This window comes from Streptomyces sp. WAC05374, assembly GCF_004353505.1.
Classification (GTDB): Bacteria; Actinomycetota; Actinomycetes; order Streptomycetales; family Streptomycetaceae; genus Streptomyces.
Genome location: NZ_SMNQ01000009.1, coordinates 34,662 through 60,239 on the forward strand (window position 1 = coordinate 34,662; position 25,578 = coordinate 60,239).

The 25,578-nt window shown below is 74.7% G+C and carries 22 protein-coding genes and 1 pseudogene; 11 read left to right on the forward strand and 12 right to left on the reverse strand.

What is annotated here, in order from left to right:
- The first annotated feature begins 81 nt into the window (after window positions 1-81).
- Genes E2B92_RS18605 through E2B92_RS18620 form a run of 4 tightly spaced genes read left to right on the forward strand, consistent with a single transcriptional unit; the run spans window position 82 to window position 3,633 of the window.
- Complete coding sequence (locus E2B92_RS18605) at window positions 82-1,362, forward strand: MFS transporter (protein ID WP_126888593.1); 1,281 nt, start codon at window positions 82-84, stop codon at window positions 1,360-1,362.
- Window positions 1,363-1,385: 23 nt separating this feature from the next.
- Window positions 1,386-2,150: a LamB/YcsF family protein gene (locus E2B92_RS18610; RefSeq protein WP_126888592.1), complete on the forward strand. Its 765-nt coding sequence runs from the start codon at window positions 1,386-1,388 to the stop codon at window positions 2,148-2,150.
- Window positions 2,147-2,773 (forward strand): 5-oxoprolinase subunit PxpB, encoded by a 627-nt coding sequence (pxpB, locus tag E2B92_RS18615; protein WP_126888591.1) that lies wholly within the window; start codon window positions 2,147-2,149, stop codon window positions 2,771-2,773. The genes E2B92_RS18610 and pxpB overlap by 4 nt, the downstream gene beginning before the upstream one ends.
- The gene (locus E2B92_RS18620) at window positions 2,770-3,633 is read left to right on the forward strand and encodes a biotin-dependent carboxyltransferase family protein (protein ID WP_126888590.1); all 864 of its coding nucleotides are present in this window, start codon (window positions 2,770-2,772) and stop codon (window positions 3,631-3,633) included. The genes pxpB and E2B92_RS18620 overlap by 4 nt, the downstream gene beginning before the upstream one ends.
- 141 nt (window positions 3,634-3,774) lie before the next feature.
- Here the strand turns inward: E2B92_RS18620 and E2B92_RS34145 are convergent, their stop codons facing one another.
- The 7 genes and pseudogenes from E2B92_RS34145 to E2B92_RS18650 form a co-directional block, all read right to left on the reverse strand.
- On the reverse strand, window positions 3,775-5,907 hold the full coding sequence (locus E2B92_RS34145) for a hydantoinase B/oxoprolinase family protein (protein WP_443070289.1): 2,133 nt from the start codon (window positions 5,905-5,907) through the stop codon (window positions 3,775-3,777).
- A 60-nt stretch (window positions 5,908-5,967) separates the two neighbouring features.
- Window positions 5,968-7,383 (reverse strand): annotated as a pseudogene (locus E2B92_RS34150) (hydantoinase/oxoprolinase family protein); the annotation flags it as partial.
- Window positions 7,380-8,405, reverse strand: coding sequence for an SGNH/GDSL hydrolase family protein (locus E2B92_RS18630; RefSeq protein WP_443070290.1), 1,026 nt, complete (start codon window positions 8,403-8,405; stop codon window positions 7,380-7,382). The pseudogene E2B92_RS34150 and the gene E2B92_RS18630, both read right to left, overlap by 4 nt.
- A 347-nt stretch (window positions 8,406-8,752) precedes the next feature.
- The gene (locus E2B92_RS18635) at window positions 8,753-9,904 is read right to left on the reverse strand and encodes a glycosyltransferase (RefSeq protein WP_126889134.1); all 1,152 of its coding nucleotides are present in this window, start codon (window positions 9,902-9,904) and stop codon (window positions 8,753-8,755) included.
- Window positions 9,901-11,022 carry a glycosyltransferase family 4 protein gene (locus E2B92_RS18640; RefSeq protein ID WP_126889133.1) on the reverse strand — a complete coding sequence of 374 codons (1,122 nt, stop codon included), beginning with the start codon at window positions 11,020-11,022 and terminating at the stop codon, window positions 9,901-9,903. Before E2B92_RS18640 ends, E2B92_RS18635 begins: the two co-directional genes overlap by 4 nt.
- A gap of 257 nt (window positions 11,023-11,279) precedes the next feature.
- Window positions 11,280-12,698: a HEAT repeat domain-containing protein gene (locus E2B92_RS18645; RefSeq protein ID WP_126889132.1), complete on the reverse strand. Its 1,419-nt coding sequence runs from the start codon at window positions 12,696-12,698 to the stop codon at window positions 11,280-11,282.
- A gap of 246 nt (window positions 12,699-12,944) precedes the next feature.
- Window positions 12,945-13,337, reverse strand: a complete 393-nt coding sequence (locus E2B92_RS18650) for an ankyrin repeat domain-containing protein (RefSeq protein WP_126889131.1) — start codon at window positions 13,335-13,337, stop codon at window positions 12,945-12,947.
- 343 nt (window positions 13,338-13,680) lie between these two features.
- Here E2B92_RS18650 and E2B92_RS18655 point away from each other — a divergent pair, with 343 nt between their 5' ends.
- Both E2B92_RS18655 and E2B92_RS18660 read left to right on the forward strand, forming a co-directional pair.
- On the forward strand, window positions 13,681-13,875 hold the full coding sequence (locus tag E2B92_RS18655; RefSeq protein ID WP_073757949.1) for a hypothetical protein: 195 nt from the start codon (window positions 13,681-13,683) through the stop codon (window positions 13,873-13,875).
- Window positions 13,876-13,916: 41 nt separating this feature from the next.
- Window positions 13,917-15,671, forward strand: a complete 1,755-nt coding sequence (locus tag E2B92_RS18660) for a hypothetical protein (RefSeq protein WP_443070287.1) — start codon at window positions 13,917-13,919, stop codon at window positions 15,669-15,671.
- Between the two features lie 30 nt (window positions 15,672-15,701).
- On the opposite strand, the gene E2B92_RS18665 is transcribed toward E2B92_RS18660, so the two are convergent.
- Window positions 15,702-17,204 (reverse strand): SCO1417 family MocR-like transcription factor, encoded by a 1,503-nt coding sequence (locus E2B92_RS18665; RefSeq protein WP_133087613.1) that lies wholly within the window; start codon window positions 17,202-17,204, stop codon window positions 15,702-15,704.
- A 101-nt stretch (window positions 17,205-17,305) separates the two neighbouring features.
- Between E2B92_RS18665 and yczE the strand changes: the two genes are divergently transcribed.
- From yczE to E2B92_RS18685, 4 genes are all read left to right on the forward strand, one after another.
- Entirely contained in the window at window positions 17,306-17,995 is a 690-nt protein-coding gene (yczE, locus tag E2B92_RS18670) for a membrane protein YczE (RefSeq protein WP_126887829.1), read from the forward strand.
- Window positions 17,992-18,759: a glycerophosphodiester phosphodiesterase family protein gene (locus tag E2B92_RS18675; RefSeq protein WP_126887830.1), complete on the forward strand. Its 768-nt coding sequence runs from the start codon at window positions 17,992-17,994 to the stop codon at window positions 18,757-18,759. The genes yczE and E2B92_RS18675 overlap by 4 nt, the downstream gene beginning before the upstream one ends.
- 43 nt (window positions 18,760-18,802) lie before the next feature.
- Window positions 18,803-20,161: an MFS transporter gene (locus E2B92_RS18680; protein WP_126887831.1), complete on the forward strand. Its 1,359-nt coding sequence runs from the start codon at window positions 18,803-18,805 to the stop codon at window positions 20,159-20,161.
- A 255-nt stretch (window positions 20,162-20,416) separates the two neighbouring features.
- Window positions 20,417-20,791, forward strand: a complete 375-nt coding sequence (locus E2B92_RS18685) for an RNA polymerase-binding protein RbpA (protein ID WP_026278069.1) — start codon at window positions 20,417-20,419, stop codon at window positions 20,789-20,791.
- Between the two features lie 129 nt (window positions 20,792-20,920).
- On the opposite strand, the gene fxsA is transcribed toward E2B92_RS18685, so the two are convergent.
- The 4 genes from fxsA to E2B92_RS18705 all read right to left on the reverse strand — a co-directional run bounded on the left by fxsA (window position 20,921) and on the right by E2B92_RS18705 (window position 24,968).
- Complete coding sequence (gene fxsA, locus E2B92_RS18690; protein WP_126887839.1) at window positions 20,921-21,466, reverse strand: FxsA family membrane protein; 546 nt, start codon at window positions 21,464-21,466, stop codon at window positions 20,921-20,923.
- A 93-nt stretch (window positions 21,467-21,559) separates the two neighbouring features.
- Window positions 21,560-22,339, reverse strand: a complete 780-nt coding sequence (locus tag E2B92_RS18695) for a polyprenol monophosphomannose synthase (RefSeq protein ID WP_126887832.1) — start codon at window positions 22,337-22,339, stop codon at window positions 21,560-21,562.
- A 540-nt stretch (window positions 22,340-22,879) separates the two neighbouring features.
- A complete protein-coding gene (locus E2B92_RS18700) occupies window positions 22,880-24,505 on the reverse strand; it encodes an amidohydrolase (RefSeq protein ID WP_126887833.1) in 1,626 nt (541 codons plus the stop codon).
- 22 nt (window positions 24,506-24,527) lie between these two features.
- Window positions 24,528-24,968, reverse strand: coding sequence for an Lrp/AsnC family transcriptional regulator (locus E2B92_RS18705; RefSeq protein WP_126887834.1), 441 nt, complete (start codon window positions 24,966-24,968; stop codon window positions 24,528-24,530).
- A 204-nt stretch (window positions 24,969-25,172) separates the two neighbouring features.
- On the opposite strand from E2B92_RS18705, the gene E2B92_RS18710 reads away from it, so the two are divergent.
- Window positions 25,173-25,571, forward strand: a complete 399-nt coding sequence (locus E2B92_RS18710) for a hypothetical protein (RefSeq protein WP_126887835.1) — start codon at window positions 25,173-25,175, stop codon at window positions 25,569-25,571.
- Window positions 25,572-25,578 lie beyond the last annotated feature (7 nt).

Sequence of the window (25,578 nt, forward strand, 5' to 3'; positions counted from 1 at the left end):
GAACGAACCCCTTGTCGGATCGTTCAACAATCCCTACCTTGGGGGCACCGCACGGTTCCCGCTCTCCTCTGCGAGGTGCAGATGAGCACGACCAAGACCCCCCGGACCTCTTCCGCCGAACCGACCGGCGACAGTGGGGCGTTCGCCTGGCTGCGCGCGCTCGGGCCGCGCGGCCGGCGCGCCTTCGGCGGCGCGTTCGGCGGCTACGCCCTGGACTCCTACGACTTCTTCACGCTGCCGCTGAGCATGGTGGCGATCTCCGCGTACTTCAGCCTCAACAGCGGCCAGACCGGGCTGCTCACCACCGTCACGCTCGTCGTGTCGGCCGTCGGCGGCGTCCTCGCGGGCATCCTCGCCGACCGGATCGGCCGGGTGAAGGCGCTGATGATCACGGTCATCACCTATGCGCTTTTCACCGTTCTGTGCGGTTTCGCACCCAACTACGAGACGCTGCTGGTCTTCCGTGCCCTTCAGGGCGTCGGTTTCGGCGGCGAGTGGGCGGTCGGCGCGATCCTGGTCGCCGAGTACGCCTCCGCCCGGCACCGCGGCCGCACCCTCGGCGGCGTCCAGAGCGCCTGGGCGGCCGGCTGGGCGCTGGCGGTCATCGTCTACACCCTGGTCTTCCACTTCCTCGACCCGGACACCGCCTGGCGCGTGATGTTCTGGACGGGTGCCCTCCCGGCGCTGCTCGTGATCTGGGTGCGCAGGAACGTCGAGGACGCTCCGCACGCCGCCGAGGTACGCGCGGCCAGCGGCGAGCGCGGCTCCCTCGCCGCCGTCTTCCGCCCCGGCCTGCTGCGCACGACGCTGTTCGCGACGCTCCTGTCCACCGGTGTCCAGGGCGGCTACTACACGCTCGCCACCTGGGTGCCCACGTACCTGAAGAACGACCGGGGCCTGACCGTGGTCGGTACGGGCGGCTACCTCACGTTCCTGATATCCGGGGCCTTCATCGGGTACCTGACGGGCGGTTACCTCACCGACCGGCTCGGCCGGAAGCGCAACATCGTCCTCTTCGCGGTCCTCTCGGCGGTGTGCATCCTCGCGTACACCAACATCCCGGCCGGGGCGAACGGTCTCGTCCTCGTCCTGGGCTTCCCCCTCGGCTTCTGCATGTCGGCCATCTTCAGCGGCTTCGGCTCGTTCCTCGCCGAGCTCTACCCGACGGCGGTGCGCGGCACCGGCCAGGGGTTCACGTACAACACCGGCCGGGCGGTCGGCGCGTTCTTCCCCACCCTGGTCGGCTTCCTCGCTGATAGCTGGGGCGTGGGCGGGGCGCTGGTCTTCGGAGCGGTGGGCTACGGCATCGCCGTCCTGGCCCTGCTCGGCCTGCCCGAGACGCGCGGCCGCGAGCTCGTGTAACACCTGCGTAGGGAGACTCCACCATGACCTGGGCCTCGATCGACCTCAACGCCGACCTCGGCGAGGGCTTCGGGCGCTGGCACCTGACGGACGACGAACAGCTCCTGTCGGTCGTCACCAGCGCCAATGTGGCCTGCGGCTTCCACGCCGGGGATGCGGCCACCATGCGGCGCGTCTGCGCGCTGGCCGCCGAGCGCGGGGTGCGGATCGGCGCCCAGGTCTCGTACCGCGACCTGGCGGGGTTCGGGCGGCGCTCCATGGACGTGCCGCACGACGAGCTGGCCGCCGAAGTGGCGTACCAGATCGGCGCCCTGGAGGTGTTCGCCAGGGCGGCCGGTGCACGGGTGTCGTACGTGAAACCGCACGGGGCGCTCTACAACCGGGTCGTGCACGACGAGGGGCAGGCCCAGGCGGTGGTCGACGGGGTGATGCTGACCGGCGAACGGCTCCCGCTGCTGGGGCTGCCCGGCTCACGACTGCACGAGGTGGCCGGGAAGGCCGGGCTGCCGGTCGTCTCCGAGGCCTTCGCCGACCGGGCGTACACCGCCGACGGCACGCTCGTGCCGCGCCGCGAGGAAGGCGCGGTCATCACCGACCCGGCGGCCGTCGTGGAACGGTCCGTGTCCATGGCCCGGTTCGGTGCCCTCACCTCCCGGTGCGGGCGGCCGGTGGCCGTCCGCGCCCGTTCCCTGTGCCTGCACGGCGACACGCCCGGTGCGGTGGACCTGGCCCGCCGTGTCCGGGCGGAGCTGGAGGCGTCGGGCGTCCGCGTGGAGGCGTTCGTATGAGGACCCTCCCGGTGGGCGACCGGGCCTTGCTCGTGGAGCTCGGCAGCGGCGAGGAGACCGAGGCGTTCCACGCCGAGCTGCTGCGCCGCCGGGCGGCCGGGCGGCTCCCCGCCGTCACGGAGATCGTCCCGGCGGCACGGACGGTGCTGCTGGACGGGGTGGAGGACCCCGGGCGGCTCGCCGCGCTGATCGCCGGATGGAACGTCGCACCGCTCCACGCGCGCGTGGAGCCGGCCGTCGAGATCCCCGTCCGGTACGACGGGCCCGATCTCGAGGAGGTGGCCGCCCTGTGGGGCGTCACGCCGCGGGAGGTGGCGCGCGTCCACGCCGCGACCGAGTTCCGGGTGGCCTTCTGCGGGTTCGCGCCCGGGTTCGGCTACCTGACCGGGCTGCCGGCCCGGTACGAGGTGCCCCGGCGGGCCACTCCGCGCACGTCCGTCCCGCCCGGCTCGGTGGCGATGGCCGGCCCGTACACGGGCGTGTACCCGCGTTCCTCGCCGGGCGGCTGGCAGCTCATCGGGACGACGGACGCGGTGCTGTGGGACCCCGCCCGGGAACCCGCCGCGCTGCTGGCCCCCGGCACCCGCGTCCGGTTCGTGCCCCGGGACGTGAGGGGCCGATGACCGACCGGGCCCTCGCCGTCGTACGCGCCGGGGCGCTGACCACCGTGCAGGACCGTGGGCGCCCCGGCCACGCGCACCTGGGCGTGCCGCGCTCGGGCGCCCTCGACCCGTACGCCGGCGCCCTCGTCAACCGGCTGGTCGGCAACGACGCGGACGCGGCCGTGCTGGAGACCACGCTCGACGGGTGCGCCGTGCGGCCCCGCTGTGCGGTGACCGTCGCCGTGGGCGGCGCGGCCTGCCCCGTCACGGTGGACGGGCGCCCGGTGGCCTGGGGCGCCCCGGTGCGCGTGCCGGCCGGTGCCGTGCTGGAGGCGGGCCCGGCGGTGCGCGGCCTGCGTTCCTACGTGGCCTTCGCCGGGGGCGTCGCCGCCGACCCCGTGCTCGGCAGCCGCTCCACGGACCTGCTCTCCGGGCTGGGCCCGGCCCCGTTGCGCGACGGGACGGTGCTGCCGCTGGGGCCGGCGCCCCGTGCGGCGGCCGCGCCCGGAGCCGTGCCGTGGCCGGGGCCGCCCCGGGAACTGGTCCTGCACGTCCGGCTCGGCCCCCGCGACGACTGGTTCACCAGAGCGGCGCTCCACACCCTGGCCACGCGCGCGTACCGGGTGTCGCCGGCGAGCAACCGCATAGGGCTGCGCACCGAGGGCCCGCCCCTGGAGCGTGCCGTGGCGGGCGAACTGCCCAGCGAGGGCATGGTCCTGGGGGCGGTCCAGGTGCCGCCGGACGGGCGCCCGGTGGTGTTCCTCGCGGACCACCCCACGACCGGCGGCTACCCGGTGGTGGCCGTGGTCCGGGAGCGGGACCTGGCGGCGGCCGCCCAGGCCGTGCCGGGCACGCCCGTCCGGTTCATCCCCACCCGCTAGGCGCCGGCGCCGGTGCCGGGTGCGCCCGGTGGCCGGCCCCCACCCGCCGGGCGCACCCGTCCGGGCCGCCCCACCCGCCGGGCGCACCCGTCCGGGCCGCCCCACCCGCCAGGCGCACCCGCCGGGCGCACCCGTCCGGGTTCACCCCGGCCCGCTGGGCGGCGTCCCGTAGCCGCCGCCCCCGGGAGTGGAGACCACCAGGACGTCGCCCGCCCCCACGTCCACCACGTCCACGCCGCCCAGCCGCTCAACGGTGCCGTCGGCGCGCTCCACCGCGTTCTCGCCGAGCGCCCCGGGGGCGCCGCCCGCCATGCCGTACGGAGGCACCCTGCGGTGACCCGTCAGGAGGGCCACCGTCATGGGCTCCAGGAAGCGGATGCGCCGGACGACGCCGTCGCCGCCCCGACGGCGGCCGCGCCCGCCGCTGCCCTCGCGCACCGCGAAGGCGTCCACCCGGACCGGGAGGCGCCACTCCAGGATCTCGGGGTCGGTGAGGCGGGAGTTGGTCATGTGCGTCTGCACGGCGTCGGCGCCGTCGAAGCCGTCCCCGGCACCGGAGCCGCTCGCCACGGTCTCGTAGTACTGCACACGGTCGTTGCCGAAGGTGACGTTGTTCATGGTGCCGGAACCCTCCGCCTGGACGCCCAGCGCGGCGTACAGGGCCCCGGTGACGGCCTGGGAGGTCTCGACGTTGCCCGCGACCGTCGCGGCCGGGTAGGAGGGGGCGAGCATCGAGCCGTCCGGCACCCGGACGTCGAGCGGCTCCAGGCAGCCGCTGTTGAGCGGGATGTCGTCGTCGACGAGGGTCCGGAACACGTACAGCACGGCCGCCATGACCACGGACGTGGGCGCGTTGGCGTTGCCGGTCCGCTGCGGTGACGTGCCGGTGAAGTCGATGACGGCGCCGCGGGCCGCGCGGTCGACGCGGACGGCCACCTCGATGACCGCCCCGCCGTCGGTCTCGTACCGGTAGGAGCCGTCGTGGAGGGTGGCGACGATCCGGCGCACGGACTCCTCCGCGTTCTCCCGTACGTGCCGCATGTAGGCGTGGACGACGTCCAGGCCGAACTGGTCGACCATGCGGCGCAGTTCCTCGATGCCCTTCTCGTTGGCGGCGATCTGGGCGCGCAGGTCGGCGAGGTTGGTGCCGGGGTCCCGGGAGGGGTACGGGGCCTCGGTGAGCAGCCGCACGGTCTCCGCCTCGCGCAGCCGCCCGTCGCGTACGAGCAGCCAGTTGTCGAAGAGGACGCCCTCCTCGTGGATGGTACGGCTGAAGGCGGGCATGGAGCCGGGCGTGATGCCGCCGATCTCGGCGTGGTGGCCGCGTGAGGCGACCAGGAAGCGGAGGTCGCCGGATGGCCCGAACACGGGCGTCACGACCGTCACGTCCGGCAGGTGCGTGCCGCCGTGGTACGGGTCGTTGATGGCGTACACGTCACCGGGGCGCATGGTGCCCTCGTTGCGCCGCAGCACCTCCTTGATGGACTCGCCCATGGACCCGAGGTGGACGGGGATGTGGGGGGCGTTGGCGATCAGGTTGCCGTCCGCGTCGAAGAGGGCGCAGGAGAAGTCGAGCCGTTCCTTGATGTTGACGGAGTGGGCCGTGTTCTCCAGCCGTACGCCCATCTGTTCGGCGATCGCCATGAAGAGGCTGTTGAACACCTCCAGGAGGACGGGGTCGACGTCCGTGCCGACGGCGCTCCGGGCCGGCCTGGGGCGGGCCCGGGTCAGGAGCAGGTGCCCGGTGCCGGCCGCGACGGCCTGCCATCCGTCCTCGACGAGGGTCGTGGCGTCGGCCTCGGCGATGAGGGCGGGGCCCCGGACCGTGTCGGAGGGCCGGAGGTCCTCCCGCCGGTACAGCGGGGTGTCCCTGCGCCGGCCGGCCACGAACACGTCCACGGTCGCCCGGGGCCGCGGCGGCCCCTCTCCGGGCGGTGGTGCGGCGCCCACGGGGCCGTGCGGCCCGGCCCGGCCCACCGCCTCGACCGAGACGGCCTCCACCACGAGGGGCTTGTCCATGGTGAAGGCGTACCGTGCGCGGTGCGCCGCCGTGAACGCCTCGCCCATCTCCTCGGCGGACCCGAGCGGTACGGGCAGGCCCGCGTCCGTCCCGGCGTAACGGAGCACCACGCGCGCGTGGGTGGTGATCGCCCCGTCGGGGAGCCCGTCGGCGCGCAGGTCGTCGCGGGTGCATGCGGCGAGCCGGCCGCAGAGGTCCCTCACGCGCGCGTGGACGGTGCCGTCCAGTTCCGCCTCGACGGACTGCTCGCGCATCGCGGTGGCGTCGGCGAGTCCGATGCCGTACGCCGAGAGGACCCCGGCCAGGGGCGGCACCAGGACCGTGTCGACGCCCAGGGCGTCGGCGACCGCGCAGGCGTGCTGGCCGCCCGCGCCGCCGAAGCTGGTCAGCGCGTAGCGGGTGATGTCGTGGCCGCGCTGCACGGAGATCTTCTTGACGGCGTTCGCCATGTTGAGGACGGCGATCTCCAGGAACCCGGCGGCGACCTCCTCCGGTGTCCGGTCGGTGCCGGTGTGCCGCCGCACCTCCTCGGCGAGGGCGGTGAAGCGGGCGCGTACCGCCGCCGCGTCGAGCGGCTGGTCCCCGTCGGGGCCGAACACGGCCGGGAAGTGGTCCGGCTGTACGCGCCCGAGCATCACATTGGCGTCGGTCACCGTCAGCGGGCCGCCGCGCCGGTAGCAGGCGGGCCCGGGGTCGGCCCCGGCCGAGTCGGGGCCGACGCGGTAGCGCCGGCCGTCGAAGTGGAGCACCGAGCCGCCGCCGGCCGCGACGGTGTGGATGTTCATCATCGGCGCGCGCATCCGCACGCCCGCCACCTGGGTGCCCAGCTCCCGCTCGAACTCGCCCGCGTAGTGCGACACGTCGGTGGACGTGCCGCCCATGTCGAAGCCGATCACCCGCCCGTACCCGGCCTGCTCCGACGTACGGGCCATGCCGACGACCCCGCCCGCCGGACCGGACAGCACGGCGTCCTTGCCCCGGAAGTGGGCGGCCTCCCGCAGCCCTCCGTTGGACTGCATGAACATCAGCCGCACCCCGGCGAGTTCGCGGGCGACCTCGTCGACGTACCGCCGAAGGATCGGCGAGAGGTAGGCGTCGACGACCGTGGTGTCGCCGCGCGGCACCAGCTTGATCAGCGGGCTGACCTCGTGCGAGCAGCTCACCTGGGTGAACCCCGCCGCCCGCGCGGCCTCGGCGACGCGCACCTCGTGGTCCGGGTGGCGGTAGCCGTGCATGAGGACGACCGCCGCGCTGCGGAAACCCTCTCCATGGGCGGCCTTCAGCCGGTCGGCGACGGCGGCCCGGTCGAGCGGCCGGACGACGGTGCCGTGGGCGTCGACGCGCTCGGGGACCTCGACGACCCGGTCGTACACCGCTTCGGGGAGCAGGATGCGGCGGTCGAAGATGCGCGGCCGGTTCTGGTAGGCGATGCGCAGGGCGTCGCGGAAGCCCTCGGTGATGAGCAGCACGGTCGGCTCGCCGCGCCGCTCCAGGAGGGCGTTGGTGGCGACGGTGGTGCCCATCTTGACCGACGCGATCCGCTCCGCCGGCACGGGTTCGTCCGGCGCCAGCCCGAGCAGGAGCCGGATGCCCGCCACGGCCGCGTCACGGTACCGGGCGGGGTCGTGGGAGAGCAGCTTGCGGGTGACCAGGCGCCCCTCGGGCCGCCGGGCCACGATGTCGGTGAAGGTGCCGCCGCGGTCGATCCAGAACTCCCAGCGCCCTGTCATTCCCCCATTCTGGCAAGCGGCGCCGCCACGTCCACGGACGCGGACACCCGTACGGGCGTCTGCAGGGACACCGATACGGACTCCGGTACGGATGCCTGTACGGGTGCCGGCAAGGGCAGCGCTACGGCGGCGAGCGCGGCGGACAGGGCGTGCTCGGCACGTTCGTCGAGCCGTGCGCCGGTACCGCCCGCCCAGTGCCGCACCTCCGCTCCCGCGAGCCGCAGCAGTTGCGGCAGCAGGTCGTGGCACCGCCGCACCACCCAGCCGGTCCCGGCCGTGGCCAGCCACAGCAGCGCGTCCGCGCGGGTCGGCGGCGGCTGCCGGGGCTCGCGGTCCGGCGGGGCCCCGCAGGCCAGGCCGCGTTCGGCCAGCAGGGCGTGGAACCGGGCGGCGATCGTCCGGTGCCCCCGCTCCCCCGGGTGCAGCCGGTCGGCGCTCCACAGGGCGCGGTCCTCGACCCAGGCGGCGTCGGCCATGTGCAGGTGGACGGCGCCGTACCGGGCCGACAGGGCGTGCACGACGGCGTTGACCGACCGCTGGCGGCGGGCGAGCGGCCGCGCGAGCGGTGGCGGCAGGCCCAGCATGGCGCCGGGGTCGGGCAGGCACGCCGTCAGCAGGACGGTGCCCCCGGCCGACAGCCGCCCGCACACCCGGTCCAGGGCGAGGGCGAGCTCGGTGAGGTCGAAGGTGCGGCGCAGGGTGTCGTTGACGCCGACGACCACGGAGGCGACGTCCGGGCGGTACGCGAGCGCCCGCGGCAACTGGGACTCGGCGACGTCCCGGGTGCGGGCGCCGCTGACGGCGAAGTTGCGGAACTCCACGGCCCGCCCGCCCGGCTCGCCCGGCGCCGCACCACCCACGCGCCCTCCGACGCCCGTGTCCTCCCCCTCCTCCACGAGCCCGCCCGCGAGGAGCGCCGCCCAGCCGCGCCGGCCGCCCTCCACCGGGTCACCGACCCCCGCGGTCAGCGAGTCCCCGAGCGCGGCGAACCTCCGCAGCGGCGCGGCCCGTCCGCCCCGTATGCCCGTCGGCCGGCCGGGCGCCACGCACGCGTGCGGCCGTCTTCCCCCGGCGGGCCCTTCTCGCGGTGCCCCGGACTCCGGCCGGTCCGGTGCGCCCTCCGCGCCGGACGGCGCCACGCGCGCGTGCGGCAGCCGGGGCGCCGGGCCGGCGATCTCGGCGGACACGACGGCGTACGCGTCACCACCGGACAGGTCACCGCCGGACAGGTCACCACCGGACAGATCACCGCCGTACGCGTCACCGCCGGAGAAGTCACCGCCGGAAAAGTCACCGCCGGACGGCTCCGCCCCCGGGGCAACAGGCGGAGCGGGCGGTTCGGGGCCGGCGCCCGGGCGCGTGGGGGCGGTCATGCCGGGACCTCCGGGCCGGGGGTGCGGGCCGGCGCGGCGGGGGCGTCGTGGGCGGCCAGGAACGCCGCCACGGCGCGGTCCCAGTCGAAGAGCTCCGCCCGGGCGCGGGCCGCTGCGCGGCGGCGGGCCTCGGGGCGGGCCAGCAGGCGGGTCACGGCGTCGGCGAACGCGGCCGGGGTGTCCTGGGAGGCCGCGCCCGCGTCGCCGATGACCTCCGGAAGCGCGGAGGTGGCACTCGCGACGACCGGGGTGCCGCAGGCCAGGGCCTCCAGGGCGGACAGCCCGAACGTCTCCGCCGGTCCGGGCGCCAGGCACAGGTCGGCCGACGCCTGGAGGACGGCGACCCGCTCCCGGTCGTCCACGTGTCCGAGGAAGTGGACGGGCAGTCCGCGTGCCCGCCGCTCCAGGCCGCCGCGCAGCGGCCCGTCGCCGGCGACCACCAGGGCCGCCCGGACGCCGCGTGCGCACAGCTCCGCGAGGGTGTCCACGGCCATGCCGGGCCGCTTCTCGACCGACAGCCGGGAGCAGAGGAGGAGCAGCACGTCGGCGTCGGGCGCGTAACGGGCCCGCAGTCCGGCACTGCGCCGGCCGGGCTCGCAGCGGCGCAGGTCCACACCGAGCGGCGCCCGGACGACGTTGCGCGCCCCGATGCGGACGAACTCGCGCTCCGCCCACTCGGTGGTGCACACGACGCGGGTGTACGCCCAGGCGCTGCGGCGGTTGAGCCGGTCGGCCGTCCGCGCGGCCGGGCCGGCCGGCATCCCCCAGGTGCGCAGGACGCCGTCGGCCGTCTCGTGGGACACCATCACGGCTGGCACCCTGGCGCGCCGGGCCCACTCGCCCGTCCAGCGCAGGGTGGTGCGGTCGGAGACCTCGAGGCGATCGGGGGCGAGCCCTTCCAGCAGCAGCCGCAGCCGCCGCCGGTCGGTGAGGACCCTGTAACCGCCGGTGCCGGGGAGGGCGGGGCCGGGGAGGGTGATGACCCGGCCCTGGGGGGTGATCCGGTCGCTCTCCTCCTCCCCCGGCATCACCAGGACGGGTTCGTGGCCGGCGGCGAGGTAGCCGCGGCCGAGTTCGTCGAGGGCGGTGCGCAGACCGCCGGAGGAGGGGGTGACGAAGTTGGTCAGCCGGACGATGCGCAGGCTCATGCCGCCACCGCCGTCCGCTCGCGCAGCACCTCGTGGTAATGCTCGATGAGCCGGTCGCCGACGGCGGCCCAGGTCCTGTCCTCGACGGCGGCCCGCCCGGCGCGGCCGTAACCGGCGCGGAGGGCCGGGTCGGCGGCGAGGCTCTCGACGGCGGCGCGGACAACCCCCGCGTCGTGCGGGGCGACCAGGAGTCCGGTTCTGCCGTGGCCGACCAGGTCCAGGGGGCCGCCGGCGGCCGGGGCGATCACCGGGACGCCGCTGGCCATGGCCTCCTGGACGGTCTGGCAGAACGTTTCATGAGGACCGGTGTGCGCGAACACGTCCAGGGAGGCGAAGATCCGGGCCAGTTCGCCGCCCGTTCGGCGCCCCAGGAAGACGGCGCCGGGCAGGGCGGCCCGCAGCGCGCCGCCGCTCGGCCCGTCGCCGACGACGACCACCCGTACGCCGGGCAGGGCGCACACCCCGGCCAGCAGCTCCACCCGCTTCTCGGGCGCGAGCCGCCCCACGTACCCGACGAGCAGTTCGCCGCCCGGCGCCAGCTCGCGGCGGAGTGCCGCGTCCCGCAGCCCGGGCCGGAACCGCTGGGTGTCGACGCCGCGCGGCCAGAGCCTCACCCGCGCCACGCCGTGCGCCTCCAGGTCCCGGACGGCGGCCGTGGACGGGGCGAGGGTCCGGTCGGCCGCGCCGTGGACGGCACGCAGCCGCCGCCAGGCGGTGCCCTCGCCGGCGCCCACGTAGGTGCGGGCGTAACCGGCCAGGTCGGTCTGGTAGATCGCGACGGTGGGCAGCCCGAGCCGGGTGGCGGCCGCCATGCCCCGTACGCCCAGCACGAAGGGGCTCGCCAGGTGGACGAGGTCGGCCCGGTGGGCGGCGATGGCGGCGGCCACCCGCCTGCTGGGCAGCGCCACCCGGACCTGGGGGTAGCCGGGCAGGGGCAGCGAGGGGACGCGTACGACGGGGCAGGGGCTGTCCGCGTCGGTCTCACCGGCCGGGACGGCGGGGGCTATGACGAGCGGGTCATGGCCGCGTGCGACGAGGTGCCGGGCGGTCTGAAGGGCGCAGTGCGCCACACCGTTGATGTCGGGGGGAAAGGATTCGGTGACGATGACGACACGCATACGGGTGTTGTCGTCGCGCCGGGGGTGGCTCCGCCGACTTGGATCTTTCCTGGCGGGGAACGTCCCATGAGCGTTTGTCCGCGCGCCCCCGCGGTCCGCGCGCCCTCGTTGCCCGCGCGCCACCGCAGTCCGCACCACGGGCAGTCGCGCCACCACAGTCAGCGCCACGGGCAGTCCGCACCACCACAGTCAGCGCCACGGGCAGTCCGCGCCGCCGCGGTCCGCGCGCCCCCGTTGTTCGCGCGCCCCGCGCGGGGTCAGACCGCCGGCAGGTCGGGTCCGATCCTGCTCCGTACGGCGCTCTGCACCTCGTCCTCCTCGGCGGGGTCGGCGGCGAGGCGCCGCAGCCGCTCGGCCACGCGTACGTCGCCGGTCTCGGCGTGGAGTGCTGCGACCTCCCGGGTGGTCTCCTCGCAGTCCCACAGGCACTCGACGGCGAAGCCGGTCGGGAAGGAGGGGTCCGTGGCGGCGAGCGCACGGGCCGTGCGCCCGCGCAACTGGGAGGAGGCGGTCTCACGGTAGATGTGGCGCAGCACCGGCGCGGCGCAGGCGACGCCCAGCCTTCCGGTGCCGTCGACGAGCGCGTAGAGCGGCGGGGCGTCGGGGCCGTCGGCCCGTACGGTCTCGCGCAGCGCGCCCAGGACGAGCCCCGCGTCGCGGGCGTCGCCCCGGCAGGCGAGGACGCCGGCCGCGGAGGCGCCGAGCGCGTCGGGCCGGTGCGCCCAGCCGCGGGCGCGGTCGACGGCGGCGTCGCCGCACATGCGCTCGAAGGCGGCCACGGCGGCCTCGGCAACGGTACGGGAGTCACTGACCGCCGCGGCCTCGATGAGGTCGAGCACGGCGGGGTCGGCCGCTTCGGCGAGGTGGTGCAGGGCGGCGCAGCGGGCGCCGTCCGGGCCGCTGCGCGCCGCCTCCACGATGACCGCCCGGTCGTCGGGACCGGCGACGGCGGTCAGGCAGCGGGCGGCCGGCACATGGAGCGCCGCGCCGCGCTCCAGGCCCTCCTGGGCCCACTCCAGGACCGCCTGGACGCTCCAGCCGGGGCGGGGCCCGGTGGGGCGGAGCTGGCGCTGCCAGCGGTCGAAGGAGCCCTGTTCCTGGGCGGCGCGCACCCGGGCGCCGATGGCGTCCCGCCGGTCCTCGGCCCATAGCCGCCACGGTCGCGGCTCGAAGGCGTCCCGCATGGCGGCGGCCAGCTCGGCGTCACCCTCGGGGGTGGCGGGGAAGCGGGCGAGGACGGGGGCGGCGAGGCCCCGCAGCCCGGAGTCGTCGTCGCGCAGGGCGAGCTCGTCGAGCGCCCAGGCCCAGTTCGTGCCGGTCGCGGCGTACCCGCGCAGCAGCGTGAAGGCGTCCTCACGGCCGTACGCGGCGAGGTGGCCGAGGACGGCGAGGGCGAGCCCGGTGCGTGACTCCTCGGTGTCGAGCTGGTCCTCGGCGCCGAAGAGGTGGGCCTCGATCTCCTCCAGTCCGCCGTGCAGGTCCAGGTACAGACGGGCGTAGTAGAGGGAGCGGTTCTCGACCTGCCAGTCCTGGCGGGGGTCGTGGAGCACACAGTGGTTGAGGGCCGCGAGGGCTTCCGCGCGTGGGGCGGCGAGCGCGTGCAGCGTGCCGTCGCCGCGTCCCCTCTGCAACAGGCCGAGCAGGGTACCGCTCGGCGCTATGACTGGATCGAACATGGAAAATGCCTCACATCAAGCTGTCGACGCACCCGGACGGGACCGGGCCCGGGGTGACCTGGGAACGGTGATTGCCTAGGCCGCGCAGCAACATGTGGAGCCGCCCGTCGTCTTCCGCTTGGTGTCGACCATCTTCCTCTGCCTCTCGTCGGTGGCCCCCTGCGGGCCCGACGTCATGATGACCCAGCCATTTCGCCACCGCGACCACATTTACGGCACCGCCCTCACCTGGGGTTCAGCCCCCGTTCACCAGGAGGCGAACAGCTCCAGCAGGTGTGTCTTCCCAAACATCCGCGCGGTATCCACGGCGGACGGAGTTCCTGCTTCCGGATCGGCGCCATGGGTCAGCAGGGTACGGACCACCTCGTCCTCGCCCTTGAAGACGGCCCCGGCGATCGGGGTCTGGCCGCGGTCGTTGGCGCGGTCGGGGTCGGCGCCGCGCTCCAGGAGGGCGGCCACCGCCCCGGCGTGGCCGTGGTAGGCGGCGAGCATCACCAGGGAGTCGCCCTTGTCGTTGGTGAGGTTCACCGGGACACCGGCGTCGATGTAGGCGGCGAGCGCCTCGGCGTCGCCCTGCCGTGCCAGATCGAAGACCTTGGACGCCAGCTCGATCACCTCGGGGTCCGGGGTTTCACTCATCGGACGTACCGCCTCTCACCTCATTGACGCGCCATGGTGACCCATGGCCGCGCGCGGCCGCGACAGCCGCGTTGACCTGCGTGGACCCGGTTGAACCGGCCCGCACGGCGGGGGCCGCCGTACGAGTGAACCGACAGGGTACTGCCCGGGCGCGGACATGACCCGGCCCGGCCGCGGCAAGGGATGTGCCGCGCCCGGGCGGCGCACCCCGGCACGGACGCCGAGTGCGCCAGTCAAGTGAAAAGAACAGGAATTCACCCGAATGCACCTTTTATCACATAGATACTTCCTGTGAGGCTGGAAGTACTGAAGGTGACTGTCCCCTCACCCAGGAGATCCGCTCATGATCCTGTCCATCTCAGGCGTGGTTCTGCTCGGCATCATCGTCTTCCTCTTCTTCCGGAAGGACGGTCTCAAGGCGTCCCACGCCCTCGTCTGCGCACTCTTCGGCTTCTACCTCGCGGGCACCGCGATCGCGCCCAGCATCACGGCGGGCGGGGCGAGCCTCGCCAGCCTGCTCGGCGGGATCAAGTTCTGACGCCCGCGCCCCTTCCACGACTTCAGGATCAGGAGTACGACGTGGCCCGGCGCCTCCTTCCGCGACACATCCCGAACCTCCGGAGCATCCCGCGCATGCGGTCCCTGCCGAGCGGTGCCAGTGCCCGGATCGCCCGGGGGCGGGAGATCGCGCGAACGGCCGCCGACGGTGCCACCGACGTCCTCCATCCGCTGATCACGGTCACCCGCGGCCTGCGGAAGCTGGCCGGGGCCGGCCGGGCCCGGTGGGCGGCGACCCCCAAGGAGCGGCGCGGTCCCGCGCTGTTCCTGGCCGCCGCGGGTGTCCTGGTCGTCGCGCTCATCCCGTACGGGCCGCTGCTGGCCCTGGTCTCGGTGATGGGCGCGGCGGCGTGGCAGGGGCGCGAGCGCCCGGCCGTGAAGACGGGGCCCGACGAGGCGGAGACCGAGCGGCTGCGGGCCCTGTACGAGGCGCTGGTGCCGTACTTCTCCGTCCCGGAGGACCCGGACCCGCTGTTCGCGCACGGCGGCGACTGGGCCAGGGCGTTCGGCGAGGCCGAGTTCGACGGCGACGGGCGGCCGACCCGACTGCGGATCACGTATCCGGCGTACTTCACGGACGGCGAGGCGGCGTCCCGCGCGCGGATCGAGCAGGTGCTGCACGCCAAGTCCGGACGGGGCAGGGAGTACCTCTTCGACTGGGACGAAGAGGGCAACCAGCTCCTCATGCGGGTGCTTCCCGCCCTGCCCACCACGGTGGCGGCCCAGCGCTTCGTCACGGTGCCGGGCGAGACGGTGCTGGGGTTCACCGACCCCGAGGCGGTCCAGCGGACCGTGCCGGTGCGGGACGGCGACGAGTCCCGCGACGCGCCGCCGGTGGTCTGGCGCACCGGGCCGCGCTCGACGGAGCCCCACCTGCTGGCAGTCGGGCAGCCCGGCAGCGGCACCACCACACTGCTGCGGTCCATCGCGCTCCAGGCGCTCCAGCACGGCGACGTACTGATCGTCGAGGGCAGCGGAACCGGCGAGTACGCCTGCCTCACCGGGCGCACCGGCGTGCTGGCCGTCGAGTGCGGGCTCGCCGGGGCGCTGGCCAGCCTGGAGTGGGCGGCGCACGAGACGGAACGGCGGCTGATCGCGGCGAACCGGGCGCGGCAGGCCGGGCACCCGGCGCCGGAGGACACCCGGCGGCCGCTGTGGATCCTGCTGGACCGGCCGGGCGTGTTCGGCCACCTGGCGGCGGCGGACGGGCGGACGGACCCGCAGTCGCTGCTCCAGGTGCCGCTGCGGCACGGGCGGGCGGCGCACGTGACGGTGGTGGTGGCCGAGCATGCCGACAGCCTGGACGCGCTCAGCGAGGCGGTCTGGGCCCACACCCGGGCCCGGGTCGTCCTCGGACCGGCCACGCCGGAGCTGGTGCTGTCGGTCCTGGACGCCGCGCCGCACACCACCCCCACCCCGCACGTCCCGCCCGGGCGCGGCTACGCCCGGCTGGGTACGGGACCGGTGCTCCGGCTCCAGGTGCCGGCGACGCCCGACCCGTACGACGACGCGACGGCGGAGGCGCACCGGCAGGCGGTCCTGGACCTCCTGCCCGACCGCCAGCCGTCCCCGCACCCGGCTCCGGCTCCGGCTCCGGAGCCCGCCCTGCCCGCCGCCCCGCAGGCCGCTCCCGTCCCGGAGGCCGCCGCCGTACAGGCCGCCCCACAGACCTCCCCCACCGCCGGCGCCCCACAGGCCGGCCCTGTCGCCCCCGCCCCACAGGCCTCCCCCACCGCCCCCGCCCCGCCGGGCGCCGAGCCGGCCACGGCCGGCTGACGCCCGGCCGGGCCACGGCGGCACGGCGTCTCACGCCACGAACGTCCTGGGCGCGTCGCCCGCCCCGGCGCTCGCCCCCGCCCGCACCAGCCGGGCCGCCGCCGCGAGCCGTACGGCGGCCTCGTCGGCGACCGGACCCGACACGGTGAACGGCAGCCGTACGTACCCCTCGAAGGCCCCGTCCACACCGAAGCGGGGCCCCGAGGGCACCCGTACACCCACCCGTTCGCCCATCTCGGCCAGCCGGGAGCCGGACAGCCCGCCGGTGCGGACCCACAGGGTCAGGCCGCCGCGCGGCACGTCGAACTCCCAGTCGGGAAGCTCCCGGCGCACCGCCGCGACCAGCGCGTCGCGGTTCTCCCGGGCCTGGGCCCGCCGCAGGGCCACCGCCTCCTCCCAGCCGCCGGTCCGCATCAGCCAGTTGACGCCGAGCTGCTCCAGCACGGGCGTGCCGAGGTCGGCGTACGCGCGGGCGGCGACCAGGGAGCGGATGACGTCGGGCGCGGCCCGCACCCAGCCGATCCGCATGCCCGCCCAGAACGCCTTGCTCGCCGACCCGACGGTGAGCACCGTGCTGCCGGCCGGGTCGAAGGCGCACACGGGCCGGGGCATGTCGAGCCCCTCCTCCAGGTGCAGCTCCGTCATGGTCTCGTCGACGACGAGCACCGTCCCGGCCGAGCGGGAGGCGTCGACCAGCGCGCGCCGCCGGTCCTCGTCCGCCAGCGCCCCGGTCGGATTGTGGAAGTCCGCGACGACGTACGCGAGCCGGGGCGCCGCGTCCCGCAGCACCTGCCGCCAGCGCGTCATGTCCCAGCCCTCCAGGCCCTCGGACATCGCGACGGGCACCAGGCGGGCTCCGGCCTCGCGCATGAGCTGGAGGATGTTGGCGTACGACGGCGACTCGACGGCGATGCGCTCGCCGCGGCCGGCGAACAGGTGGCAGATGGCGTCGATCGCGCCCATCGCGCCGGTCGTCACCATGATCTGTTCGGGCATGGTGGGGATGCCGCGTTCCGTGTAGCGGTCCGCGAGCATCTGCCGCAGCGCGGGCAGGCCGGCCGGGTAGTCCCCGTGCGTGTGGGCGTAGGGCGGCAGCTCCTCGAGGGCGCCCTGGAAGCCCCGGGACAGCCACGGCTCGGGCGCGGGCAGGGAGGCGCAGCCCAGGTCGATCATGGAGCCGAGCGACTCCGGGGGCAGCGGTTCCAGGCCGCGCGCCGGGAGCGGATTGCCGGCGGGCACGGCCGTCCAGCTCCCGGCGCCCCGGCGGGACTCCAGGAACCCCTCGGCGCGCAGCGCCTCGTACGCGGCGGCGACCGTCGTCCGGCTCACGGACAGGGCGAGGGCCAGCTCCCGCTCGGCGGGGAGCCGGGCGGCGACCGGGACGCGGCCCTCCAGCACCAGCAGGCGGATGCCGTCGGCGAGCGCGCGGTAGGCGGGCGGCTTGCGGGTGCCGGGGCCGGCGGGCCGGGGCTGCTGCGCGTTGAGCTGCCGGGCAAGCTGGGCCGGGCCCACCGCCGAAGTCCACTCAGCCATGGAATTCAGTCCACCTTCCTGAAATTGGACCTGGTTGGAGTCCAAATCCCTGCCACAGGGTGACATGAGTCAGTCCACCACCACCACTTCGGGGGCACAACATGGCGTCGACATCCGGCACACCGGACCCGGACGGACCCGGCACACCGCGGCACCTCACCCGGCGGCTGCTCCAGCTCTACGCCGGCCTGGCCCTGTACGGCGTCAGCTCGGCGCTCCTCGTCCGCAGCGGGCTCGGGCTGGAGCCGTGGAACGTCCTGCACGAGGGGCTGGCCGAGCTGACCGGCCTGTCCATCGGGGTCGTCCTGACCATCGTCGGCGCGGCCGTCCTGCTCCTGTGGATACCGCTGCGGCAGCGGCCCGGGCTGGGCACCGTGTCCAACGTCGTCGTCATCGGTGCCGCGATGGACGGCACCCTGTGGCTGGTCCCGGACGTGCACGGGCTCCTGGCGCAGATCCCCGCGGTGGCCGGCGGGATCGTCCTCAACGGGGTGGCCACCGGTCTGTACATCGCGGCCCGCTTCGGGCCCGGCCCGCGCGACGGGCTGATGACGGGGCTGCACCGGCTGACCGGCCGGTCCATCCGGCTGGTCCGGACGACGATCGAGGTCACCGTGGTGGTGACCGGCTTCCTGCTGGGCGGCTCCCTGGGGGTGGGGACGGTGCTGTACGCGGTGGCCATCGGCCCGCTCGCCCAGTTCTTCCTGCGGGTGTTCGCCATCCCCGGTGGGGGCGGCGGCAGCACGGTGGTCGCCTCCGGGAAACCCGCACAGGCCATACTGCGGCGGTGACTCGCGTACGCCATCCCTATCTGGACCACCCCTCCTCCCTCATACCCTTCGCCCACCGCGGCGGGGCGGCGGACGGGCTGGAGAACACGGTGACCGCCTTCCGGCGCGCCGCCACGGCCGGTTACCGCTACTTCGAGACGGACGTGCACGCCACCGCCGACGGCCGGCTGGTCGCGTTCCACGACGCGACGCTGGACCGCGTGACGGACACCCGCGGCCGCATCCGGGACCTGCCGTGGAGTGCCGTGCGCCACGCGCGCGTGGCGGGCACGGAACCGCTGCCGCTCTTCGAGGAGCTGCTGGAGGAGTTCCCGGACGCCCGCTGGAACGTGGACATCAAGGCGGAGCCCGCCCTCCGGCCGCTGATCGAGACCGTACGCAGGGCGGACGCCTGGGACCGGGTGTGCGTCGGCTCCTTCAGCGAGGGCCGGGTGGCCCGGGCACGGCGCCTGGCGGGCCCTCGCCTGGCCACCTCGTACGGGGTCCGGGGCGTACTGGGACTGCGGCTGCGTTCGTACGGCATCCCGGCGGCGCTGCGGGCGGGCGCGGTGGCGGCGCAGGTGCCGGAGACGCAGAACGGCGTCCGGGTGGTGGACCGGCGGTTCGTGCGGACCGCGCACGAACGCGGCCTTCAGGTGCACGTGTGGACGGTGAACGACCCGGACCGGATGGCCGCTCTGCTCGACCTCGGGGTGGATGGCATCATGACCGATCATCTGGAGACGTTGCGCACGGTGCTGACCGACCGGGGGGTCTGGGTCTGAGCGTGCCCTTCCGTCTCCCACCACGGGGACGAAGGGGGCGGGCGTGAGCGACGCCGACACCACCGGCCGGGCCGCCGGCGAGGCCGGAGCGGCCGGCCGCCGGCGCGAGCAACGCGGCTGGTACTTCTACGACTTCGCGTGCTCGGTGTACTCGACGAGCGTGCTGACGGTGTTCGTCGGGCCCTATCTGACGTCGGTCGCCAAGGCGGCGGCCGACGCGGAGGGCTTCGTCCACCCCCTGGGCATCCCGGTCCGCGCGGGGTCGGTCTTCGCGTACGCGGTGTCCGCCTCCGTCCTCCTGGCGGTCCTGGTGATGCCGCTGGCGGGTGCGGCGGCGGACCGTACGGGCCGGAAGAAGCCGCTGCTGGCGCTCTCCGCGTACCTGGGGGCGGCCGCCACGGCGGGCATGTTCTTCCTGGAGGGGGAGCGCTATCTGCTCGGCGCCTTCCTCCTGATCGTGGCGAACGCCTCACTCGCGGTGTCGATGGTGCTCTACAACGCCTACCTCCCGCAGATCGCGGCCCCGGAGGAACGCGACGCCGTGTCCTCGCGCGGCTGGGCGTTCGGCTACACGTCGGGCGCCCTCGTCCTCGTCCTGGACCTGGCCCTGTACACGAACCACGCGTCGTTCGGGCTCTCGGAGGCGGACGCCGTGCGGATCTGCCTGGCGTCGGCCGGACTGTGGTGGGGCGCCTTCACGCTCGTACCCCTGCGGCGGTTGCGGGACCGCCGGGTGGCGCCGGGCGGCGAGGGGACGGTCGGCTCGGGCTGGCGGCAGTTGCTGGCGACGCTGCGCGACATGCGCCGCCATCCGCTGACGCTCTCCTTCCTGCTCGCCTACCTCGTCTACAACGACGGTGTGCAGACGGTGATTTCACAGGCCTCCATCTACGGGTCGGAGGAACTGGGCCTGGAACAGACCACGCTCATCACGGCCGTGCTGCTCGTGCAGGTGCTGGCGGTCGCCGGGGCGCTCGGCATGGGGCGCCTGGCGCGCACCTACGGGGCGAAGCGGACGATCCTGGCATCGCTGGCGGTGTGGACGCTGATCCTGGCGGCCGGGTACTTCCTGCCGGCCGGGGCGCCGGTGTGGTTCTACGCGCTGGCGGCGGCGATCGGGCTGGTCCTGGGCGGCAGCCAGGCGCTGTCGCGTTCGCTGTTCTCACACCTGGTGCCGCAGGGCAAGGAGGCGGAGTACTTCTCGGCCTACGAGATGAGCGACCGCGGGCTGAGCTGGCTGGGGCCCCTGGTGTTCGGGCTCGCGTACCAGCTCACCGGCAGCTACAGGGACGCCATCATCTCGCTGGTGGTCTTCTTCGCACTCGGTTTCGTGCTCCTCGCACGGGTGCCCGTGAGGCGTGCGGTGGCCGCCGCGGGGAACCCGGTACCCGACCGGATTTAGACGCGGAAGTGAAAGGCCGGTAGTGTACGCCTTTGGCCTGCCAGGCGGACCGTTACTGCGTGCTCTGTAGGCAAAGACGCTGGGTGACATCTGATGCCAGATGTGACAAACCGGGCACTGGTGGGTACAAAAAGGGGCGGCACGACGGGCGACGCATGACCCGCAACGGGAATCTTTACCGCCGACCGGACGTTGACCGGATGACGACGACAGCGACACCTGTCCTGTGGGCGACAAGCCCGGGAGGCACGATTCATGAGTGAGCGAGCTCTTCGCGGCACGCGCCTCGTGGTGACCAGCTACGAGACCGACCGCGGCATCGATCTGGCCCCGCGCCAGGCGGTGGAGTACGCATGCGAGAAGGGGCATCGGTTCGAGATGCCGTTCTCGGTCGAGGCGGAGATTCCGCCGGAGTGGGAGTGCAAGGTCTGCGGAAGCCAGGCACTCCTCGTTGACGGGGACGGCCCCGAGGAGAAGAAGGGCAAGCCGGCGCGTACGCACTGGGACATGCTCATGGAGCGGCGCACCCGCGAGGAGCTCGAGGAGGTGCTGGCCGAGAGGCTGGCGGTCCTTCGCTCCGGCGCCATGAACATCGCCGTGCATCCGCGCGACAGCCGGAAGTCCGCGTAAGCGCGCAGGCGCGAGCGCCACGAGCGTAAAGCCGCGGGGCGGCGGTACACCTGGTGTACCGCCGCCCCGCGGCTTTGCGCTGTCACTTCTCCGCTGCCGGGCCGGACCACGGGGCCCGGCCCGGAGGGCTCAGCGGGTCAGGGGCGGATGGGGCTCGTCGTGGGCGCCCGGCCCCGGGGGCGTGTCGTGGCGGATGACCTCGCCCTGCACGACCTTGCCGTCCGGGCGGCGCATCCGCACCGTGGCCGGAATCCGCCGCTCCAGGGCCTTCTCGGCGTACCGCGCGGCCGCGGTGCGCACGGGCGGGAGGAGCAGCAGCAGGCCCGCGGCGTCGGAGATCAGGCCCGGCAGCATCAGCAGCAGTCCGCCGAGCATGAGAAAGCCGTTCCCGGTGCTCGCCCGGTCGGGCGCCGCGCCCGGTTCCTTCCGCTGTTCCTGCTGCTGGAGCGTCTCGGTCAGCGTACGGAAGGCCCGCCGGCCGGCGCGCTTGATCACCGCGGCACCGAGCACACCGCCACCGACGAGCAGGGCGAGGACGGCGAGCCCGCCGGCCTCGGCCGCCACGAGGGACAGCAGCCAGATCTCCAGCACCAGCCAGGCGGCGATGCCGAGCGGAACGAGCGTACGGGCGCGTGAGCGCTGTGTGCGGGTGGGAGGGGGCGGTGAGCCGGTCATCATGTCCCCCAGTGTGCCTGGGGCCGTGCCAGGACGGCGTAAAGGGCCGGCCGGGGGCGGGGCCGGTACGGGCCCCGGGACGGCCGGGGGCCGTCAGGGGCGCTCGTCCGAGGGCTTGCGCCCCAGCAGGCGGCCGGCCCGGGAGCCGACGCCCCACGCGGTGACCCGCCACAGGGCCTCCACGACGATGTCCCGGCTCATCTTGGAGTCGCCCAGCTCGCGCTCGACGAAGGTGATGGGCACCTCGACCACGTGGTACCCGGCGGCGACCGCGCGGCGGGCGAGGTCGACCTGGAAGCAGTACCCCTGGGACGCGACCTCGTCGAGTCCGAGGCCCTCCAGGGTCTCCTTGCGGAAGGCCCGGAATCCGCCGGTGACGTCCCGGATGGGCACGTCGAGGAGGAGGCGCGAGTAAGTGCTGCCGCCGCGGGAGAGGAACTCCCGGGACTTCGGCCAGTTCACCACCCGGCCGCCCGGCACCCAGCGCGAGCCGAGGACCAGGTCGGCGCCCTTGAGGGCGGTCAGCAGCCGGGGCAGCTCCTCGGGCTGGTGGGAGCCGTCGGCGTCCATCTCCACCAGGACGCCGTAATCGTGCTCGATGCCCCAGCGGAAGCCCGCCAGGTAGGCCGCTCCGAGCCCTTCCTTGCCCTTGCGGTGCAGGACGTGGACGTGGTCGTCCTCGGCGGCCAGCTCGTCGGCCAGCTTGCCGGTGCCGTCCGGGCTGTTGTCGTCGGCGACGAGGATGTGGGCGTCGGGCACGGCGGCGCGCACCCGGGACACGATCGGCTTGATGTTCTCGGCCTCGTTGTAGGTCGGGATGATCACCAAGGTTCTGCCGAGCGGGCCGTAGCGCCTCTGGCCACCGTCGTTCACTGCTGCCCCTTACGTCCGTACACGGATCACCACCATATCGAGCCCCTGGCGGGACGGGTCGCGGCGGCGGCTCGGAAGGGGGATCCGGCGGCCGGGAATCCGGCGGGCGCGAGTGGGGGCCCGACGTCCTTCGGGCCGACCTGGGGCCCGCTGGCTGCGGGTCGACCGAGAGCCGTTGTCTACTGAACGTCCGGGCCCCACCCGGGTCGCACCTCCCCCGCGCTCCGGCGGAGCAGGGGGGACCCCCAGCCGGCGAAAACCTTCCCTCGCCCCCGAGGCGCGGGCGCTGGACCTGGCTCCCAGTGGTGGTGCGCCGGTGCGGCACACCACCCCATGGCCCAGCGGCGTTCGACGACTGCGTGGAGGCCGGCCGGTCGGACGTCCTGTGGTGGACCCGCCGAACCTACCCGCCGCCGACCGCTCGCTGTCAACACCCGCCCCACCTGCGGCGATTGACGGAAACAGCAGGTCAGAGGGGAAGATCCGCAGGTCGCGGACGACCTTTCCGTGCCGGTGGCCGAGGCGCGGAATGTCCTTACGTCACTCGTTCGGTCGTACGAAGACGGTGCGTCCGGCGACGACGGTCCGCAGGCAGACCGGCAGGTCGGCGCCGGGGGTGAGGTCGGGCAGGCCGGGCGTGCCGGAGCGCGGGTCGGTGGACCAGCGGGCGACGCGGTCGTCGGGCGCCTGGACGACCAGCTCGCCGGTGCGCCAGACCGCGTAGTCGGCGGGCGCCCCGGGCACCAGGACGCCCGCGTCGTCCCGGCCGGTGGCCCGCCAGCCGCCCCGGGTGTGGGCCGTGAAGGCCGCCCGTACCGAGACGCGGTGCTCGGGGGTCCGGTGGAAGGCGGCGGCCCGGACGGTGCCCCAGGGGTCCAGTGGGGTGACGGGGCTGTCGGAGCCGAACGCCAGGGGCACGCCGGCGCGCAGCAGCGCCGCGTACGGGTTGAGCGTGCGGGCCCGCTCGGCTCCCAGGCGCCGGGCGTACATGCCGTCCTCGCCGCCCCAGGCGGCGTCGAAGGCGGGCTGGACGGAGGCGGTGAGGCCGAGCTCGGCGAAGGCGGCGATGGTCTCGGGGGTGAGCATCTCGGCGTGCTCGATCCGGTGGCGGGCGGCACGCACGCGTGCCAGGCCGACCGTCTCGGCGGCCGCCCGTACGCCCTCGACGACCGTGCTGACGGCCGCGTCCCCGATGGCGTGGAAGCCCGCCTGGAGCCCGGCCTCCGTGCAGGCGGTGACGTGGGCGGCGACGGCGGCCGCGTCGAGGTGGGCGGTGCCGGTGTGGCCGGCGTCGGCGTACGGCTCGTGCAGGCAGGCGGTGTGGGAGCCGAGGGAGCCGTCGACGAAGAGGTCGCCGGCGGCGCCCACCGCGCCCAGTTCGCGCACGCGCCGGGCGTCCTTCTCGCCCGCCACGGCCTCGGCCCAGTAGCCGACCACCCGGGGGCCGGGTTCCGCCGCGGCCAGTGCCAGCAGGGCGGTGAAGTCGTCCTCGTCGGAGATCTCGGGGCCCGCGCACTCGTGGACGGTGCCGATGCCGAGGGAGGCGGCGCGGCGGAGCGCGGCGCGCTGGGCGGTCGCGCGCTGGGCGGGGGTGACCGCGGCGTGGGCGGCGGCCCGTACGGCGTGGTGCGCGGCGCCGGTGAGGGGCTGGTCGGGGTGGTACCCGGGCAGTGCGGTGACGCCGGGGACGAGGTCGAGCAGGGCGGTGGTGACGGCCGCGGAGTGGACGTCGACGCGCGGCAGGTAGAGCGGGCGGCCGCCGGTGGCCTCGTCGAGTTCGGTACGGGACGGGGGCCGCTGCTCCGGCCAGCGGGCGGCGTCCCAGCCCTGGCCGAGCAGGACCCGGTCGGCGGGTCGGGCGGCGGCGTGGGCCCGTACGCGCTCAAGGGCTTCGGGGAGCGTACGGGCGCCGGACAGGTCGAGGCCGGTGAGGGCGAGGCCGGTGGCCGTGGTGTGGACGTGCGCGTCGGTGAAGGCGGGGGTCACCAGGGCGCCTTCGAGGTCGATCACCTCGTCCACGCCGGAGGCGAAGGCGTCGGCCGCGCCCTCGGACCCCACCCAGGCGACGTGGCCGCGCTCGACGACCATCGCGGTGGCGAAGGGGTCGGCGGGGCTGTGGACGTCTCCACCGCGCAGGAGCACGGTGCGGTGTTCGCTCTCGGTCATGGTGACCAGCCTAGATACGCGGTCAGACGCGCGGTGGCCGGGCCTCGTACGGGGTGGACAGGACGACCGTCGTCCGGGTGGAGACGCCGGACTGCGAGCGGATGCGGGTGAGCAGGTGCTCGAGCTCCAGGGGGGTGGCCACCCGTACCTTCAGGATGTAGTTCTCGTCGCCGGCGACGCTGTGGCACGCCTCGATCTCGGCGATGTCGGCGAGCCGGTCCGCGATGTCGTCGGGGGCACTGGGGTCGAAGGGTTTGACCGAGATGAACGCGGTCAGCGGCAGCCCGACCGCCTCGGGGTCGACGACGGCGGCGTAGCCGCGGATGACTCCACGCTGCTCGAGGCGTCGGACGCGCTGATGCACCGCCGAGGTGGACAGGCCGGTGGCCTTGCCCAGGTCGGTGTAGCTCATGCGCCCGTCCTTGACGAGCAACTCGACGATCTGACGATCCAGCTCCTCCATGCGGTCAACCTATTGCCCCAGGTGCCTCACGGCACAGCCGGAGGTGCCTCGCGGGGGCACCTGCGGGCGGCATGTGACGAAGACCACAGGTTTCGGGCCGGTGTCGTTCGTGACCGGATGGTTATTCGCGCGAGCGGAAGGGAATTGCTTGCTGTGGTCGAGGCCGCAAGAGCCTGGTCGGCCCACCCGAGGGGGAGATTCTCCATGCAGGAGCCTGTTGATTCGGTCGCATCCCATGAGGACGACGAACTCGACACATATGACACTTTCGAGATGGTCCGGGTGATCTGCCCGGACTGCTCGCAGCCCATCGCGCTGCTGGCGGACGAGGACGTGCTGCCGGAGCACGCCCTGTGTCCCACGCCGTGGAACCCGTTCGTGCTGACGGTGTGCACCGGCACCGGCCGGGCGGCGTCCGACGCGCGCCCCGCCGACGAGTCGCTGGAGCTCCAGGAGCAGGACACCGCCCTGCTGCTGACCCTGCCCCAGGGGCTCGACTGGCGTACGCAGCCCTTCTCGCACGTGGGCGGGCCCGGCTCGCGCCCCATCAAGGCGGCGCGCCCGGCCCAGCGCCGGATGCCGCCGATGCGGCGCGCCGCCTGACGTCACG